14 protein-coding genes are annotated in these 16,046 nt (G+C 66.2%); 11 read left to right on the top strand and 3 right to left on the bottom strand.

The window, feature by feature from the left end:
* Positions 1-16: 16 nt before the first annotated feature.
* From metG to rsmA, 3 genes are read left to right on the top strand one after another with little or no spacing between them, the layout of a single operon-like run.
* The gene (metG, locus tag ACFWHR_RS08745; protein WP_382447915.1) at positions 17-1,603 is read left to right on the top strand and encodes a methionine--tRNA ligase; all 1,587 of its coding nucleotides are present in this window, start codon (positions 17-19) and stop codon (positions 1,601-1,603) included.
* Positions 1,600-2,520, top strand: coding sequence for a TatD family hydrolase (locus ACFWHR_RS08740; RefSeq protein WP_382447914.1), 921 nt, complete (start codon positions 1,600-1,602; stop codon positions 2,518-2,520). Before metG ends, ACFWHR_RS08740 begins: the two co-directional genes overlap by 4 nt.
* Positions 2,517-3,419, top strand: a complete 903-nt coding sequence (gene rsmA / locus ACFWHR_RS08735) for a 16S rRNA (adenine(1518)-N(6)/adenine(1519)-N(6))-dimethyltransferase RsmA (RefSeq protein WP_382447913.1) — start codon at positions 2,517-2,519, stop codon at positions 3,417-3,419. Before ACFWHR_RS08740 ends, rsmA begins: the two co-directional genes overlap by 4 nt.
* A gap of 16 nt (positions 3,420-3,435) precedes the next feature.
* On the opposite strand, the gene ACFWHR_RS08730 is transcribed toward rsmA, so the two are convergent.
* Positions 3,436-3,924, bottom strand: a complete 489-nt coding sequence (locus tag ACFWHR_RS08730; RefSeq protein ID WP_382447912.1) for a MarR family winged helix-turn-helix transcriptional regulator — start codon at positions 3,922-3,924, stop codon at positions 3,436-3,438.
* Between the two features lie 5 nt (positions 3,925-3,929).
* Positions 3,930-5,624 carry an MDR family MFS transporter gene (locus tag ACFWHR_RS08725; RefSeq protein WP_382447911.1) on the bottom strand — a complete coding sequence of 565 codons (1,695 nt, stop codon included), beginning with the start codon at positions 5,622-5,624 and terminating at the stop codon, positions 3,930-3,932.
* A 170-nt stretch (positions 5,625-5,794) separates the two neighbouring features.
* Here ACFWHR_RS08725 and ACFWHR_RS08720 point away from each other — a divergent pair, with 170 nt between their 5' ends.
* The 3 genes from ACFWHR_RS08720 to ACFWHR_RS08710 all read left to right on the top strand — a co-directional run bounded on the left by ACFWHR_RS08720 (position 5,795) and on the right by ACFWHR_RS08710 (position 7,720).
* Positions 5,795-6,721 (top strand): 4-(cytidine 5'-diphospho)-2-C-methyl-D-erythritol kinase, encoded by a 927-nt coding sequence (locus ACFWHR_RS08720; protein WP_382447910.1) that lies wholly within the window; start codon positions 5,795-5,797, stop codon positions 6,719-6,721.
* Positions 6,722-6,794: 73 nt separating this feature from the next.
* On the top strand, positions 6,795-7,478 hold the full coding sequence (locus ACFWHR_RS08715) for a DsbA family oxidoreductase (protein ID WP_382447909.1): 684 nt from the start codon (positions 6,795-6,797) through the stop codon (positions 7,476-7,478).
* Between the two features lie 56 nt (positions 7,479-7,534).
* Complete coding sequence (locus ACFWHR_RS08710; protein WP_382447908.1) at positions 7,535-7,720, top strand: hypothetical protein; 186 nt, start codon at positions 7,535-7,537, stop codon at positions 7,718-7,720.
* A 174-nt stretch (positions 7,721-7,894) separates the two neighbouring features.
* Here the strand turns inward: ACFWHR_RS08710 and ACFWHR_RS08705 are convergent, their stop codons facing one another.
* Positions 7,895-8,641, bottom strand: coding sequence for a helix-turn-helix domain-containing protein (locus tag ACFWHR_RS08705; protein ID WP_382447907.1), 747 nt, complete (start codon positions 8,639-8,641; stop codon positions 7,895-7,897).
* A 194-nt stretch (positions 8,642-8,835) separates the two neighbouring features.
* Here ACFWHR_RS08705 and ACFWHR_RS08700 point away from each other — a divergent pair, with 194 nt between their 5' ends.
* From ACFWHR_RS08700 to ACFWHR_RS08680, 5 genes are all read left to right on the top strand, one after another.
* Positions 8,836-9,858, top strand: a complete 1,023-nt coding sequence (locus ACFWHR_RS08700; RefSeq protein ID WP_382447906.1) for an ABC transporter substrate-binding protein — start codon at positions 8,836-8,838, stop codon at positions 9,856-9,858.
* 42 nt (positions 9,859-9,900) lie between these two features.
* Positions 9,901-11,943 carry a siderophore-interacting protein gene (locus ACFWHR_RS08695; protein WP_382447905.1) on the top strand — a complete coding sequence of 681 codons (2,043 nt, stop codon included), beginning with the start codon at positions 9,901-9,903 and terminating at the stop codon, positions 11,941-11,943.
* Positions 11,940-13,010, top strand: coding sequence for a FecCD family ABC transporter permease (locus ACFWHR_RS08690; protein ID WP_382447904.1), 1,071 nt, complete (start codon positions 11,940-11,942; stop codon positions 13,008-13,010). The genes ACFWHR_RS08695 and ACFWHR_RS08690 overlap by 4 nt, the downstream gene beginning before the upstream one ends.
* Complete coding sequence (locus ACFWHR_RS08685; RefSeq protein ID WP_382447903.1) at positions 13,007-14,062, top strand: FecCD family ABC transporter permease; 1,056 nt, start codon at positions 13,007-13,009, stop codon at positions 14,060-14,062. The genes ACFWHR_RS08690 and ACFWHR_RS08685 overlap by 4 nt, the downstream gene beginning before the upstream one ends.
* 157 nt (positions 14,063-14,219) lie before the next feature.
* Positions 14,220-16,040 carry an ABC-F family ATP-binding cassette domain-containing protein gene (locus tag ACFWHR_RS08680; protein WP_382447902.1) on the top strand — a complete coding sequence of 607 codons (1,821 nt, stop codon included), beginning with the start codon at positions 14,220-14,222 and terminating at the stop codon, positions 16,038-16,040.
* The last annotated feature ends 6 nt before the right edge of the window (positions 16,041-16,046 follow it).

The raw sequence follows: 16,046 nt of genomic DNA, 5'->3' as shown, positions 1-16,046 counted from the left end.
CAATAGAATGGAGTCCATGGCCAACCCCTCCTCGTTTTTCTTGACGACTCCCATCTTTTACGTCAACGACGCCCCGCATATCGGACACGCCTACACCGAAGTAGCCGCCGATGTGCTCGCTCGCTGGCACCGTCAGGCCGGTGACGACACCTGGTTCTTGACGGGGACGGACGAGCACGGCCAGAAAATTTTGCGCACCGCGACCGCGAACGGCGTCGCCCCCAAGGAGTGGGCTGACCGCCTCGTTGAGTCGGCCTGGAAGCCGCTGCTCGACCTCATCGACATCTCAAACGATGACTTCATTCGCACGACCGATGCGCGCCACGAGGAGGGCGTAGCGAAGTTTCTGCAGAAGTTGCACGACGACGGCCACGTCTACGCCGGTGAATTCGAGGCGCTGTACTGCGTCGGGTGCGAGGAGTTCAAGCCGAAGAGCGAGATCGTCGACGGCACGGGTGAGTTCGAGGGCCAGAAGGTCTGCGCGATCCACTCAAAGCCGCTCGAGCTGCTTCAGGAGAAGAACTACTTCTTCAAGATGAGCGCGTTCCAGGATCGCCTGCTCGCACTTTACGAGGAGCGCCCCGACTTCGTGCAGCCCGCAAGCGCACGCAACGAAGTCATCGCGTTCGTGCAGCAGGGGCTTGAAGACCTGTCGATCTCGCGCACCTCGTTCGACTGGGGCATCCCGATTCCGTGGGACTCATCACACGTCACCTACGTCTGGTTTGACGCGCTGCTGAACTACGTCACGGCGATTGGGTACGGGCAAGACGATGAGGAGTTCGCTCGCCGCTGGCCAGCCAATCACCTCGTCGGCAAAGACATCTTGCGCTTCCACGCCGTGATCTGGCCCGCCATGCTGATGGCGGCCGGACTTGAGGTGCCGAATCACGTCTTCGCTCACGGCTGGCTGCTCGTTGGCGGCGAGAAGATGTCGAAGTCGAAGCTCACGGGCATCGCGCCGAACGAAATCACGGACACGTTTGGGTCCGACGCGTTCCGCTACTACTTCATGCGTGCGATCTCGTTCGGTCACGATGGCTCGTTCAGCTGGGAAGATCTCGCTGCCCGGTACCAGGCGGAGCTCGCGAATGGCTTTGGCAACCTGGCCAGTCGGGTGCTCGCAATGAACGCGAAATACTTTGAGTCACGCGTGCCCGAGGCGGGCGAAGAGCTCCCCGCCGACGCCGCCATCCGCGAGCTCGCCGAGTCTGTGGCGAGTCGTGCGGATGAGCGGATTGACGCATTCGCGATTCACGAGGCGATCGCTGCCGTTTGGGAACTCGTCGACGCGCTGAACGGGTACATCACGGAGCAGGAACCGTGGGTGCTTGCCAAGAGCGCTGACCAGCGGTCGCGCCTCGGTACCGTGCTCTACACCGCGACCGAGGGCCTGCGCGTACTTGCAGAGCTGCTTGCGCCGGTGGTGCCGATCGCCACGACGAAGCTGTGGGCGGCACTTGGCGCCGAGGCGACTATCGGCGCACTCGACGATCAGCCGATCCGTGAAGCCGCCGTGTGGGGCAAGCTTGCGCCGGGTGCCGAACAGCACGCGCTCGCCGTGCTCTTCCCGCGGATCGAAACGGACGAGTCGAGCAAGTGAGTGACGCTGCAGCGGCCGTTCCGCCCGGTGGGCTCCGCACGCGCACGAGCGCTGGCGGGCGTGATCTGACCCGCCCAGAACCGCCCGAGCCGCTCTCGGTGCCCGTTTACGACAATCACACGCACCTCGAGTTCGAAGACGGCGTCGACCAGCTCGATCCGCTCGAATCGCTGGATCGCGCCGAGCGCGTCGGTGTGCGCGGAGTGGTGCAGGTCGGCACTGACTTGGAGACGAGTCGTTGGAGTGCCCAGCTCGCAGCGAGTGACCCGCGTGTGCTCGCGGCGGTCGCGCTGCACCCGAACGAGGCGCCGCGCGTCGCGGAGCAAGGCCTGCTCTGCGAGCAGCTGTCAGAGATTTCCCGTCTCGCGGCGGAGCCCCGCGTGCGCGCGATCGGTGAGACCGGCCTCGACTTCTTCCGCACCGGCGAAGACGGTCGCGAGGCCCAGATCGAGTCGTTCGAAGCGCACATCGAGATTGCGAAGTCGAACGGCATCGCCCTGCAGATTCACGATCGGGACGCGCACGATGAAGTCGTCGCGACGCTGCTGCGCGTCGGTGCCCCCGAGCGCACCGTGTTCCACTGCTTCTCGGGAGACGCGCGCCTTGCTCGCCTCTGCAACGAGCACGGCTGGTACGTTTCGGTTGCCGGTCCGTCGACATTCAAGAATGCCCCAACACTGCGCGAGGCGATCGTCGCCACGAAGCCAGAGCTGCTGCTCATTGAGACGGACGCGCCGTTCTTGACGCCCGAACCGTTCCGCGGTCGCCCGAACGCGCCCTACCTGATGCCTTACACGGTGCGCAGGCTGGCCGAGACGCTTGGTCGCCCGCTCGACGAGGTGTGTGCACAGCTCGCCGCAAACACCGAGCGTGTGTACGGCTCGTGGGATGAAGAACTCACCGAGGATGCCGCGTGAGTGACGAAATTCGCGAGGCTGCGGCCCTGCTGGGGCCCGCCCAGGTCCGGGAGCTCGCCGAGCGCCTGGGCGTTTCGCCGACAAAAAAGCTCGGCCAGAACTTCGTGATCGACCCGAACACCGTGCGCAAGATAGTGCGCCTCGCTGGCGTGCAACGCGACGACCGAGTCGTCGAGGTCGGCCCCGGACTGGGATCCCTCACACTCGGACTCACCGAGGCGGGTGCCGCCGTGACCGCGGTCGAGATCGATCACCGGCTCGCGGCCGAGTTGCCTGCAACGGTCCGAGCTATGCAGCCAGACGTGTTCGCCGATGCCGAGCACCCGCGTCTCGGCGTCGTGCGCAGCGACGCGCTTGAGGTGAGCGCCGCAGACTTCGTCACCGGCGGCGACCCCGCCCTGCTCGTGGCGAATCTGCCATACAACGTGTCGGTGCCGATCCTGATGCACCTGCTTGAACTGCTGCCGTCACTGCGAGGCGGACTCGTGATGGTGCAGTCGGAAGTGGGGCACCGGATTGCCGCGCAGCCCGGATCGAAAGAGTACGGATCGCCCAGCGCCAAGGCTGCCTGGTACGGGCCCTGGCGCATTGCGGGCACGGTGAGCCGCAAGATCTTCTGGCCGGTTCCCGGAGTGGACTCGGTGCTCGTCGGGTACGAGCGGCGCGCAGAAGCTATCGGTTCTGAGGATGAGCGGCGGCTCACGTTCGATCTCGTGAACGCCGCGTTTGCCCAGCGGCGCAAGATGCTGCGGCAGGCGCTACAACCGGTGCTCGGCGGATTCGACCGGACAGTGGCGATCGTGACCGCGGCGGGGGCACACCCAGAAGCGCGCGCCGAACAGTTGTCGATCGACGAGTTTCTCGCGATTGCGCGCGCGTCCGTTCAGTACCCGGAGTAGCGCGCACATCGTAAAGCTACGGCGTGAGTCCCCGAGAGAGGGCGTGCAGTAGCTCGGTGAACTTCACGATGTCGCTGACCGACCAGCTCGCCATTGCGTCTCGTAGCTCGTGCTCTTTTTCGCCACGTGTGGCGGCGAGTCGTTCGGCGCCGAATGTGCTCAGGGAGATTCGCACGGAGCGACCGTCTTGCGGATCTGGCGTGCGGTCTATGAGGCCGCGCTCCTCCAGCTCGCGAATGGTGCGGCTCATCTGACCCTTGTCGATCATCATCAACTCGGTGAGCTCGGAGAGGGTCGCGCTCGACAGCCGTGCGATGGTGGTCAGCACCTTGTAGGCGCCGGGGAGCATGCCCTCGCTGACCTGCGCGGCATTCGCCAGCGCCGAGCGGCGGAACTCATTGAACAGCGTTTCGAACTCGTGCTCGAGGTCCTCGAACGCGAGCGAGCGGGCGCCGCCCCCGTTGCCGCGGGGGGCAACGGGGGACGACGCCGTGTGGGATGTCATCTCGGTTACTTTTCGCTCGACCGGCGCGGTGCGTCGCCGCCCACCACCGGGATGCTCCCGGTGGCGGTCAGCACGGCCATACCTTCTGCGGTCGACACCGTCGCCAGGTCGGCCTCCGAGGCGTGCGCACGCTCGGTGTTCGTCATGCTGGTGAGCGGCGTGTTCGGCAGGAAGATGATCGCGATGAGGCTGAGCACCGCGAACGGAACGGCGATCAGGAACGAGTGCGAGATGCCCTGGGCGTACACGTCCTCGATGATCACGCGGATCGCCTCCGGCATCGATGACACCTCGGGCAGTGCGCCCGTCTTCAACTGCGCGGCAACCGCTGCGCCCTCTTTGCCGAGGGACTGAATCGCGGCGCCCATATCAGCGATCACCGAATCTGATCCCATGAGGTCGCTCACCTTGTTGGCGAGTGCGGCACCCATGACCGAGACGCCGATCGTGCCGCCCAGGCTACGGAAGAACGTCACTCCCGAGCTCGTGACGCCGATCTGCGACGGGTCAGCCGTGTTCTGCACGACGAGCACGAGGTTCTGCATCGTCATACCGACGCCCGCGCCGAGCAGGAACATGTAGAGCGACACCAGCGCGAAGTTTGTGTCGTAGTGAATCGTCGACAGCAGGGTCGAGCCGGCGATCAGCAGGACGCCGCCAACGATGAGGAAGGGCTTCCACTTGCCGTACTTCGTGATGAGCCCGCCCACGCCGATCGACGCGAGTAGCAGACCCGCGATCATCGGAATGGTCATGATGCCGGCCTGCGTCGGCGTTGCGCCCCGCGAGAGCTGCATGTACTGGCTCAAGAATACGGAGGAGCCAAACATCGCGATACCGGTCGCGATGGATGCGACGACTGCGAGGGTGAAGGTGCGGCTGCGGAACAGCGTGAGTGGAATGAGCGGCTCTTTGGAGCGCAGCTCGACGATGACGAAGAGGATCGCCGCGACAATCGCGCCGCCCACCATCAGAATCGTGGTGAGGCTCCACCAGTCGTAATCACGGCCAGCGTTGGTGACCCAGATGAGCAGCAGCGAGACGGCGACCGAGAGCAGCACGATCCCGAAGTAGTCGATGCTCGAGCGCTTCGCGGGCCGCTTCGGTAGGTGCAGCGTCTTCTGCACAATGAAGAGCGCCACGACGGCGAACGGGAGCGCGATGAAGAAGTTCCAGCGCCAGTTGATCGAGTCGGTGATAACGCCGCCGAGCAGCGGGCCGCCGACGGTCGACAGTGCCATGACGGCACCGAAGAGACCCATGTACCGGCCGCGCTCGCGCGGGCTGATGATGTCGGCCATGATGACCTGACTGAGGGCCGCGAGACCGCCGGCCCCGATACCCTGTACTGCGCGGAACGCGATCATCGTGCCGGGGTCCTGCGAGAATCCCGCGGCTGCGGTGGCGAGCACGAAGATGCCGATCGCGAGCTGGAACAGTACCTTGCGGTTGAAGAGGTCAGAGAGCTTGCCCCAGATGGGGGTCGAGATCGCCGTGGTGAGCAGCGTCGCGGTGACGACCCAGGTGTACGCAGCCTGGTCGCCTTCGAGGTCGTGGATGATGACGGGGAGCGAGCTCGACACAACGGTCGAGGCCAGCATCGAGACGAACATACCGAGGAGGAGGCCCGAGAGCGCCTCGAGTACCTGACGGTGCGTCATCTTCGCTGGCTCCGTGTGCGCGGATGCGGGGTGAGACATGAATTCCTATTTCTGTGTGCTGCGGGTCGCGCCGTGGGGGCACGGCGACGGTTGATCTAGATCAACTGTTGACGAGGATCAACCATATCACTTAGTTGATGGATGTCAACTAACGAACTCCTGTTGCGGTGACTGCCTGTGGGGAATGCGCGGTGCGCTAGCGTAGGACTATGGGTAGGAGCCGAGGGGGCCCGGTTACGGTGCGTGCACCGGGCAAGATCAACGTATTCTTTCGCGTCGGCGCGCTCCAAGATGACGGCTACCATGACGTGGCCTCCCTCTACCAAGCTGTCTCCCTGTTCGAAGAGGTCACCGCGACGGCAGCCGATGATTTTTCCATCCAGTTCGTCGGCCCCGTCGACTCGGCGGGGTTACCCCGAGATGACTCGAATCTTGCGCTCGCCGCCGCGAAACTGCTCGCGAAGCGCACGGGTTATGTCGGGGGAGTCGCGCTGACGGTGCTGAAGCGCGTCCCGATTGCTGGCGGTATGGGCGGCGGCTCCGCGGACGCTGCGGCGACGCTCGTTGCCTGCGATGAACTGTGGGGAACCGGGCTCGGGCGTTCGGGCTTGCTGCCGCTCGCCGCCGAACTCGGAGCCGACGTGCCGTTCGCGCTCGAGGGCGGCACCGCCGTTGGTACCGGCCGCGGGGACGAGCTGAGCCCGGCGCTCGCAACCGGTGATTTCCACTGGGTGCTTGCGCTCTCGGACGCGGGTCTCAGTACGCCCGTCGTCTACCGCACGCTCGACGCGCACCGCGATACGCACGTCAGTGCGCTCGGCCGTCAGCCCGACCTCGTCAAGGTCGAGACCGCAGTGCTGCAGGCGGTGCGCACGGGCGACGCCGACTCGCTCGCTGACGCGATGCACAACGACCTGCAGGTTGCGGCGCTAAAGCTCGCACCAGAGCTCACTGAAATTCTGGAGCTGGGGGAGTCGCGGGGAGCGCTCGCTGGGATCGTTTCTGGATCTGGCCCCACGATTGCCTTTCTGGTCGGCACACCGCAGGAGGCTGCTGAGCTGCGCGCCGTGCTCGGGCGGCGCGGCTTCCGCGCGCTCACCGTCTCGGGCCCCGTGCCAGGCGCTCGGGTCGTGTGACGGCTGCTGCGGCACGCGCGACGCGCTGATCCGGACCGGGAATACTGCGGGGCCGCTCGGCGCTGCACTCTGTGTGAGTGAAACAATTCGCGTCGACATTTGGTCTGACATTGCCTGCCCGTGGTGCTACATCGGAAAGCACCGGTTCGACGCTGCGGTCGCGGCCTTCGTGGAGGAGCACCCCGACGTTGCCGTCGAGGTTGAGAGCCACAGTTTCGAGCTCGCGCCTGACACTCCCATCGACTTCGCCGGTAGCGAGGTCGACTTTCTTGTGCGCCACAAGGGCATGCCAGCGCCGCAGGTCGAGCAGATGCTCGGCCAGATGACGGAGCTCGGCGCGTCAGAGGGCCTCGAATTCGGATTCCACGATGTGAAGCACGCGAACACGCAGCGCGCGCACCGGGTGCTGCACCTCGCGAAGGATCGCGGCCTGCAGGCGCCCGTGCAGGAGCGCTTGTTCCGCGCGTACTTCGCTGAGGGGGAAGACATGTCGGACGCCGACGCGCTCGCCCGACTCGGTGCCGAAGCGGGGCTCGACCCCGACGAGGTGCGCGCCGCTTTGAACGATGAAATGTACGGCGAAGCGGTGCAGCGAGATATTGCGCGTGCGCGACAGCTCGGCGTGAACGGGGTACCGTTCTTCTTGCTCGATGAGAAGTACGGTGTCTCGGGAGCGCAGTCAGCGGACGCGTTTGCGAACGTGTTTGAGCAGGTGCTCGGGTTCCAGCGCGGCGAAGCGCCGGTGACCGCGCAGTGAGTTATTGAGTTATTGAGCTGTTGATTCCAGCAGTATTCGTTCTTTCGGAGGCACACATGAATGATCAGAAGAGCACGACAGTGGCGGCGGCTGCGCCGACGGCGGATGATTCCGCGTACGGCACCGACGCTGGGCTGCAGGGCGCTGCATCGTTTGCCGACGCAGAGTCTCGCGAGATCTTGAACCTCCTGGGTGACGCGGACGCCGGATCCTGCTGCGGCGGATCCTGCTGCGCGGTCTAGCGGACGCAGGCGGCGCGCTGGCCCCTGGCGCCCCCGGCGCCCCCGGCGCGCCCCCTGGAGGCGACAGAAACTCCGCCTAAAACGGGCTGAGAAGCGGAGTTTTTGTCGCCGCCGGGTTTGGCCTCGCCGGGCTGGCCGGCGGCGGCGGGGTTGGTCTCGCCGGGCGGGCCAGCGTTAGCGAGGTTGTTGGAGGGCTTGCAGCGGGGTTGTTGCCAGGGCGCGGGGCGACGCTCCGGTTTCTCGGCTGAGCGCCTTGATGAGGCCCGCGCGCGAGGCGTATCCGGCTCGGTGCGCGGCTGCGGCGAGTCCGTCGCCTCCGTGCAGACTGCGCACGGCGAGGTTGAGCCGGGCACGCGCACGCCAGCGCGTAAAGGGCAGGCCCGTCTCGTCGCGGAAGAGGCGCTGCAGATGACGCACGCTCGTGTCGTAAGTGACGGCCAGCTGCTCGAGCGTGCGTTCGCTCGTGCGTGCGTCCTGCGCGACACGGCGTGCGATCGGGTGTGCGGGGAATCGCAGCGCGAAGTAGTCGGAGTTCAGCGCGCGTAGTACCTCACTGAGCGCCCCGCGAAACACCGCTATCTGGTCATCGGTGCGCGGCGACGCTCCGAGAATGATGCTCGCGATCTCGGAGAGCCGCGGCACGACGCCGAGTGATCGAAACCTTTCGGGGGGAGCGCACTTCGCGTCGAGCAGTGGCCCGAGCACCACCCCGTCCGCGCTGTAGCGCGCTGCGTGTGGCACACCGGCGGCGAGCCACAGATTCTCGCGCGGGCCGAGTTGAACCAGCGTCCCATCCACGCTGACCTCGGCCGTTCCGCTGACGACGTGGATCAGGTGCGGCGCATCGTGCTCGTGCGTGTCGTGCCCGAGGAAGCGGACCGCGTTCTCGGGTACGGCCTCAAGCATCGCGGATCGCAGCACGCCCGTCTCCGTTCATCGAATGTCGTGTGAGTGCGGAACCGATGTCGCCCTAGTGCGCCTGGCACGATCCGGAACCGACTTAGTCTGATTAAAGTTAGTACTACCTAACAAGACTGCCTCGAGTGAGATGGTAGCGCACTCCTCGCGTCGCAGGACAGTGCGCGGCTGCCCCACCACCGGAACAAGGAGTGACCATGCAACTGCGGTCCCGCCGATTTGCCCCCAAGCTCGGCAACGTGCTCGTCGGAACAGCCCTGATTGGTGCGACGCTGCTGCTTGCAGGCTGCGCTGCCAACGCCGATACACCCGCGCAGGCCGAGGAGTCGAACGGCTCCTCCAGCCGAGTCGTTGAGACCGCGCAGGGCGACGTGACCGTGCCCGCTGACCCGCAGCGCGTCGTCGTACTCAACTACGCCCTTGCCGGGTACCTCTACGATCTGGATGTGCCGGTCGCGGCGACCACCTCCGAAGACTTCGACCACGATGCTGCCTTCTCTGAACTCTGGGGTGACGCGCCTAGCCAGGACGGCACAGAGTTCTTGACCTGGGGGATGGATGGCTTCGACCTTGAGGGGATTCTTGAACTCGAGCCCGACCTAATTATCGCCGGTGGCGTCGGGTTGCCGAATGGTCTCGCCGTCGACAGTTATGAGCAGCTCTCCAAGATCGCGCCCACCGTCGTCGTGGACCAGCAGCTGACCACCTGGCAGCAGCAGTTCGAGTTCATCGCGGACGACGTTCTCGGCCGCGAGGACGACTTCGACAGTGCCGTCGATGCCTACGATGCGCGCGTCGCCGAAGTCCGAGACGCGATCACCGTGCCAGAAACGCCCGTCGCCGTGCTCACGATCACCGCCGACAACACCCCGTATCTGCTGTTCGAAGACAGCGGTCTGCCGACCGCTCTCGCCGAGGTCGGATTCGAACCAGCGAAGCTCGTCGAGAAGTACGAGCTCGAACCCTACGCTCCGGGCGGAGACATGGCGGAACTCTCGACGGAGCAGGCGGGGCAGATGCTCGCGGACGTGCCGACGCTATTCATCACGGGCTTCAACACCGACACCACCGACGTAGCTACGCTCGGTAAGAGCCCGCTGTGGGCGGGGCTGCCAGCCTTCGCCGACGACCGGGCCTACGACCTGCCGTACTGGAGCGTGCGCGGTGACTACGACGAGGCCCTCGCACTGCTCGACGACATTGAGCAGCAGTTCTCGTAGCCACACGCCGGAATCCAGGAGCCAGGAACCAGGAGTCGCTGAATGGCACATCACGCTCTCGTCATCCATCCGCTCGTCGTTCGTTGCGTGCGGGTCGCGCGCGTCGTCGACGTCACGCCGCGAATGCGCCGAATCACGCTCACCGGTGCGCAACTTGGGGCCTTCACCAGCGGTGGGCACGAGCAATCTGGGCACGAGCAGCCCGGCCACGAGCAGCCTGGGCACGAGCAGCCCGCGTTCGCGACACCCGCGTTCGATGATCATGTGAAGCTGATTTTCGCCGCCGACGGCGACGTCCGGTCTGTGCTGCCGAAGCAGCTTGCGCACGGAATCGAGTGGGGACCGTCGCTGACGAGGCAGGGGAGGGACTACACGCCCCGCCGGTTTGACTCGGAGCGCCTTGAGCTCGACCTCGACTTCGTACTGCACGGCGACGGGCCGGCAGCGGCTTGGGCGCAGCATGCGAAGCCGGGGGACGAACTCTGGTTTGCTGGCCCAAAGTCGTCGACGGTGATTCCCGCAGACCTCGGCCGGGTGTTGCTCGCGGGAGACGAGACGGCGCTCCCCGCTATCGCCCGCTTCTTCGAGGAGCGGCCGTCCAACGCGCCGGTACACGCGGTCATTGCAGTTCCGGATCCCGCTGCGAAGCAGCGGTTCGCGCTGCGCGAGGACGATGAGGTGACCTGGGTGATTGCGGAGCCCGGTGATCCGGACGCCCTCGCCGAGGCCGTCGCGGAGGCGTGCGGTGCCGCGTTCGCCGATTCTGCGGACGGCGCACCGTTCGTGTGGGCGGCCGCCGAAAGCCGGTCACTGCTCGCGGTGCGTCGATTCGCGCGCGCAATCGGAGTGCCGAAGTCGCACACGAACATCACGGGCTACTGGCACGCCCCGCAGGATCGTAGGTCAGCGAGTGGCGTGGGGGCCAACGCCGTAGTGGGTGACCCCGTCCTGCTGGGTGACAGTAGACACACACCCGACGACGGTGAACCCTCACATGCCAACGCCAGCGCCGACGGCACCGCAGGCCACACCGACGGTGACGTGCGCGCGCTACCCGCGCAGCCGGTGCACTGGTTCGCCGTGCGCGCGGCGCTGCTCACCGGCGTGCTCGATTCCGTGGCTGAAACGACGGCGCGGTCGCGCCATGCGACGATCAGTCCAGGCGAGCTTGCGGCCGCCTGTGATATCGACCCTGAAGCGCTCAGCGCGCTCGTGCGCGTACTGATTGAGAGCGATGTGCTCGTGAATATTGCGCCGGCGGTGGGGGAGTTCGCGGGTGAAGACACTCAGGAAGGCGCTCATGCGCTCAGGCTCGGCAGTCTCGGCGAGTTGCTCGTGGACGATGACCATGTGCGAGAGCAATACACGGGCCTCGCTGCGGAGCAGATGCTCGCGCTCGCGGCGCTCCCGGCGGCCCTTCGCATCGGCGCCGGGCAGCGCCAAGCGTCGCGCCCAGCGTCACGGTTCCCAACGGCCTGGGAGGTGACGCATCGCAGCACGCTGCTTGAGTATCTGGTGAGCAATAGCGACGAATACGCGGAACTCGTCGACGATACCGCTCAGGCCGCGCACGTACTCACGGGGCTGCGGAGCCAATCAATTTGGAGCGAGGGCGTCACAGCGGCGATCACCGGGCCCGGGGCCGTCGTCGTGAGCGATGCACTCGCCGCGACACCGCTGGCACTCACCATCGTCGCGCAGCCAGTGCCGCTCGCGGTGCTGCGAGAAGCAAGCGATGCTGCAGCGCGGTGTGAATTCGCATCGGAGTGGAGTCGCCACGATCTCGCCGTCGCTGCCTGTGATCTGGAACACCGCACCGATACGGAGGTGCGCGAGCTCTTTGCCGCCATGCGGGCGTCAGCATCGCGGGCGGTGGTGATCGACCAGTTCACCCCCGACGGGCTCGGCGAATCGCGCTCGGCCGCAGATGCGCTCGTGAGCCATGCCACCATTGGCACCGCACATCGTTCGCCGGAGTCCGTTTTCGAACTCGCAGCGCAGGCCGGGTGGGTGGTGCGGGCGCGCCACCGGCTGGGTTGGGGAGTCGAAAGCGTAGAACTGGCGCCCGCTCCGCAGACGCCGTGATCCACCGTCGGCAGCAACACCAGCCGCAAGCGACCCAGCATCGCCGCACGCTACGCATTGTGTGGCTCGCGATTTCGGTGTTGCTGCTCGGTGTCGTCTGCGTCGCGAGCCTCGCCGTCGGCTCCGCGCAGCTTCCACCGGCAGCGGTGTGGGAGGCGCTCACGACACGGGGCGCGGGCGCACTCGACGGTGTCAATGGCCCCACCAGCATTGATACGGTGACCGTGGTGTCGCTGCGCGTACCGAGAACCGTGCTCGGCGTGCTGGTCGGCGCGGCGCTCGCGGTAGCGGGAACGCTCATTCAGGGACTCACGCGCAATCCGCTCGCCGATCCGGGGATCCTGGGGGTCAACGCCGGAGCGGCGTTCGCGATCTCCATCGGAGTTGCCGCGTTCGGCATCACCCGCATCGACCAGTATTTGCCGCTCGGGTTCATCGGCGCCCTGCTAGGCACTGCGCTCGTATACGGCATTGCCGCGCGAGGGCCGGACGGCGCCTCGCCCGTGCGTCTCACGCTCGTCGGAATTGCGCTCGGGGCTGTGTTCATGGGCGTGTCACAGACCCTCGCGCTCCTGAGCGCCACGACATTCGACCGGATGCGCTTTTGGGGTGCCGGGACGATCGCAGACCGCCCCGAGGGCACGGTGGTCGCGATCCTGCCAGCGATTGTCATCGGCCTCTTGCTCGCGTTCACCACCGCGCCGAGCATGAATGCCCTGGCGCTCGGCGACGATCTCGCCCGTGCGGTGGGTGCCCGCGTCGGCGTCACACGCACCGTGGGGTTGCTCGCGGTCACCCTGCTCTGCGGGGCTGCGACCGCGGCGGCGGGTCCCATTGGATTCGTCGGGCTGATGATCCCGCACGCCGTGCGCTTCGTCACCGGCCCGGACCAGCGTTGGATTCTGCCGTTTGCTCTGATACTCGGCCCGGTACTCGTGCTGTCCGCCGACATCATCGGTCGCCTGATCGTGTGGCCCGCGGAGCTGCAGGTCGGCATCGTGACCGTGTTTATCGGGGCTCCCGTGCTGATCTGGTTGGTGCGCCGCGCTCGGGTGAGGTCGCTGTGAACCGGGTGGGCGTCGCGCGCGCCGCGGGGCTAGCGAGGCCAGCGAGGCCGGCGCAGCTGCGTCGGGGGCCGTCGCCGCGTGCGCTCACCGTGCGCATCGTGCTGGCCGTCCTCACCATTGCGTGCGTGATCGCCGCACTCGCGCTCGGTTCTCGGGAACTCGATATCGGACGCGTGTTCGCCGCGTTCGGGCCTGGCGCCGACGAACTCGATCGCATGGTGGTCGTCGAGTGGCGCGCACCTCGGGCGCTCGCCGCCGTGCTGTTCGGGGCGTGCTTGGGTGTGAGCGGTGCGATTTTCCAGACGCTCACGCGTAATCCGCTCGGCAGCCCCGACATCGTCGGTCTCAACACGGGCGCGTACACCGGCGTCGTCGTGGTGATGATGCTCGGCGGCACGGGCTTCGCGCTGCAGGCGACCGGTGCGTTGCTGGGCGGGCTCATCGCGACCGCCATCATCTATCTGCTGGCATTTCGGAAGGGGCTGAGCGGGTTTCGCCTCATCATCGTCGGGATTGCGGTGTCGGCGATGCTGACATCGGTGAACACGTGGTTCTCCGTGAAGTCGGATCTGGATGCGGCCGCGCGGGCAGCGGTGTGGGGTGCGGGAAGCCTCGGCGGTATCGAGTGGCCGGTGATGCTCGCGGCCGTCGTCGTCTTCGTGCCGATGTTGTTGCTCCTCCCGCTCGCGAGTTGGCGTCTGCGGCAACTCGAACTCGGCGACGACACGGCAGCCTCGCTCGGGGTTCCCGTTGAATCGAGCAAGGTCTTCGTCGTCGCGGTCGGTGTCGCGCTGACGGCCCTCGCTACGACCGTCGCCGGCCCGATCGCGTTCGTGTCGCTCGCCGCGACCCCGATTGCGACACGCCTCACTGGGCGAACCGGGTCGTCGGAGTTCGTTGGCGCGGCGCTTGTTGGAGCGCTGCTGCTGTCGGTGTCTGACCTCATTGCTCAGCACGCGCTGCCGCACGCCACGCTGCCGGTCGGTGCCGTGACCGTCTGCCTGGGCGGCGCGTACCTCGTCTGGCTGCTGTTCCGGGAGAGCGCCCGCTGACGGGCCTGGCTCTGGCTCTGGCTCTGGCTCTGGCTCGCCTGCGCGAACCTGGAGGCGACAGAAACTCCGCCTAAAACGAGCTGAGAGACGGAGTTTTTGTCGCCGCCAGGGGGTTCCGGTGTGGGCGCGCAGCCGCCCCACCTAGACTGAAGACCTTATGGCGCATCTATTAGGGGCCGAGGCCCTGCACCTCGACGTACCGACCAAGACCGTGTTCGATTCAGTGACGCTCGGCGTCGCCGAGGGGGACCGGATCGGCATCGTCGGCCGCAACGGCGACGGCAAATCCAGCCTGATGATGATGCTCGCGGGCCGCCGCCAGCCCGACGGTGGCAAGGTCACCATGCGGGGCGGCACAACCATGGGCGTGCTCGACCAGGCTGACGTGTTCGACGACGGTGCGACCGTTGGTCACACGATCGTCGGAGACCGCCCCGAGTACGAGTGGGCGGGCGACCCCCAGGCGCGCGACGTGATCGCGGGCCTCGTCTCCGACCTTGACTGGGAGGCCCCCCTCGACTCACTTTCGGGCGGCCAGCGCCGCCGCGTGGCACTCGCCCGCCTGCTCGTGCAGGAGTACGACATCGTCTTCCTCGACGAGCCGACAAACCACCTCGACGTTGAGGGTATCGCCTGGCTCGCGAACCACCTCAAGCGGCGCTGGCCGCGCGGCCAGGGCGCCCTGCTCGTCGTCACCCACGATCGGTGGTTCCTCGACGAGGTGTGCAACATGACCTGGGAGGTGCACGACCGCATCGTCGAGCCCTTCGAAGGCGGGTACGCCGCGTACATTCTGCAGCGCGTTGAACGCGACCGTCAGGCAGCAACGATCGAGCAGAAGCGACAGAACCTCGCGCGCAAAGAACTCGCGTGGTTGCGGCGCGGCGCGCCCGCTCGCACCGCGAAGCCGAAGTTCCGTATCGACGCCGCAAACGAGCTGATCGCAGACGTTCCCGAGATCCGGGATCGCGTGTCGCTTCAGTCGATGGCCGTTGCTCGCCTCGGTAAAGAGGTCGTGAATCTCGTGGAGGCCGGTGTCTCGTACGACGGCCGTGTGATCATTGAGGACGTCGACTGGCTGCTCGCACCGGGGGAGCGCACCGGCATTCTCGGCGTGAACGGTGCCGGCAAATCGACACTGCTCGGACTCATCTCGGGCACCGTAGAGCCCACTGCCGGGCGTGTGAAGCGCGGCAAAACCGTGAAGGTCGCGACCCTCACTCAGCGTCTCGACGAGCTTGAGGAGCACCTGAAGGATCCGGTGCGAACGGTGATCGCCGGCTTGCGCACGAGTTTCACGGTCGGTAGCGGATCAAAGGCTCAGGATCTGACGCCCGGGCAACTGCTCGAGCGCATGGGGTTCACGAGCGCGCAACTCTCAACGCCAGTGAAAGATCTCTCGGGTGGCCAGAAACGCCGGCTGCAGCTCCTCCTCATTCTGCTGAACCAGCCGAACGTGTTGATTCTCGACGAGCCGACAAACGACCTCGACACCGACATGCTTGCCGCGATGGAAGATCTGCTCGATTCCTGGCCCGGCACGCTCATCGTCGTGTCGCACGACCGGTACTTCTTGGAGCGGGTCACCGACCAGCAGTACGCGATCCTTGATCGACACCTGAGGCATTTGCCCGGCGGCGTCGACCAGTATCTTGAGCTGCGCGCGGCTGAAGAGTCGGGCGGGGCGGCGTCGAGTTCGTCTGCGTCACCCTCTAACGGGTCTGCGGCACAGCGTGCCGCCAAGACGCCGTCGCTCAGTGGGTCTGAGCGACGCACCGCCGAGAAGGAGTTGTCAGCGGTTGAGCGCAAGATGGAGCGGTTGCAGAAGGACATCGTCCGTTCACGCGCCGGGCTCGCCGAGATGGACCAGAACGACTACACGAAGCTGAACGCGGAGATGACGAAGATCACCGCGATCGAAGATGAGATCGTGGCGCTCGAACTGCGCTGGCTCGAACTCTCGGGCGTTCTGGAGTAGGAGTTC

The organism is Leucobacter sp. NPDC058333 (assembly GCF_042726155.1).
Lineage (GTDB): Bacteria > Actinomycetota > Actinomycetes > Actinomycetales > Microbacteriaceae > Leucobacter.
Note: the sequence above shows the minus strand (reverse complement) of the source record. Positions and strands in the feature narration are given on the sequence as shown.

Bases quoted from the DNA above. Each gene is read 5' to 3' on its own strand.
- metG (WP_382447915.1), top strand. From the start codon at position 17: ATGGCCAACCCCTCCTCGTTTTTCTTGACGACTCCCATCTTTTACGTC.
- ACFWHR_RS08730 (WP_382447912.1), bottom strand. From the start codon at position 3,924: ATGACATCCCACACGGCGTCGTCCCCCGTTGCCCCCCGCGGCAACGGG.
- ACFWHR_RS08725 (WP_382447911.1), bottom strand. From the start codon at position 5,624: ATGTCTCACCCCGCATCCGCGCACACGGAGCCAGCGAAGATGACGCAC.
- ACFWHR_RS08720 (WP_382447910.1), top strand. From the start codon at position 5,795: ATGGGTAGGAGCCGAGGGGGCCCGGTTACGGTGCGTGCACCGGGCAAG.
- ACFWHR_RS08710 (WP_382447908.1), top strand. From the start codon at position 7,535: ATGAATGATCAGAAGAGCACGACAGTGGCGGCGGCTGCGCCGACGGCG.
- ACFWHR_RS08700 (WP_382447906.1), top strand. From the start codon at position 8,836: ATGCAACTGCGGTCCCGCCGATTTGCCCCCAAGCTCGGCAACGTGCTC.
- ACFWHR_RS08695 (WP_382447905.1), top strand. From the start codon at position 9,901: ATGGCACATCACGCTCTCGTCATCCATCCGCTCGTCGTTCGTTGCGTG.
- ACFWHR_RS08680 (WP_382447902.1), top strand. From the start codon at position 14,220: ATGGCGCATCTATTAGGGGCCGAGGCCCTGCACCTCGACGTACCGACC.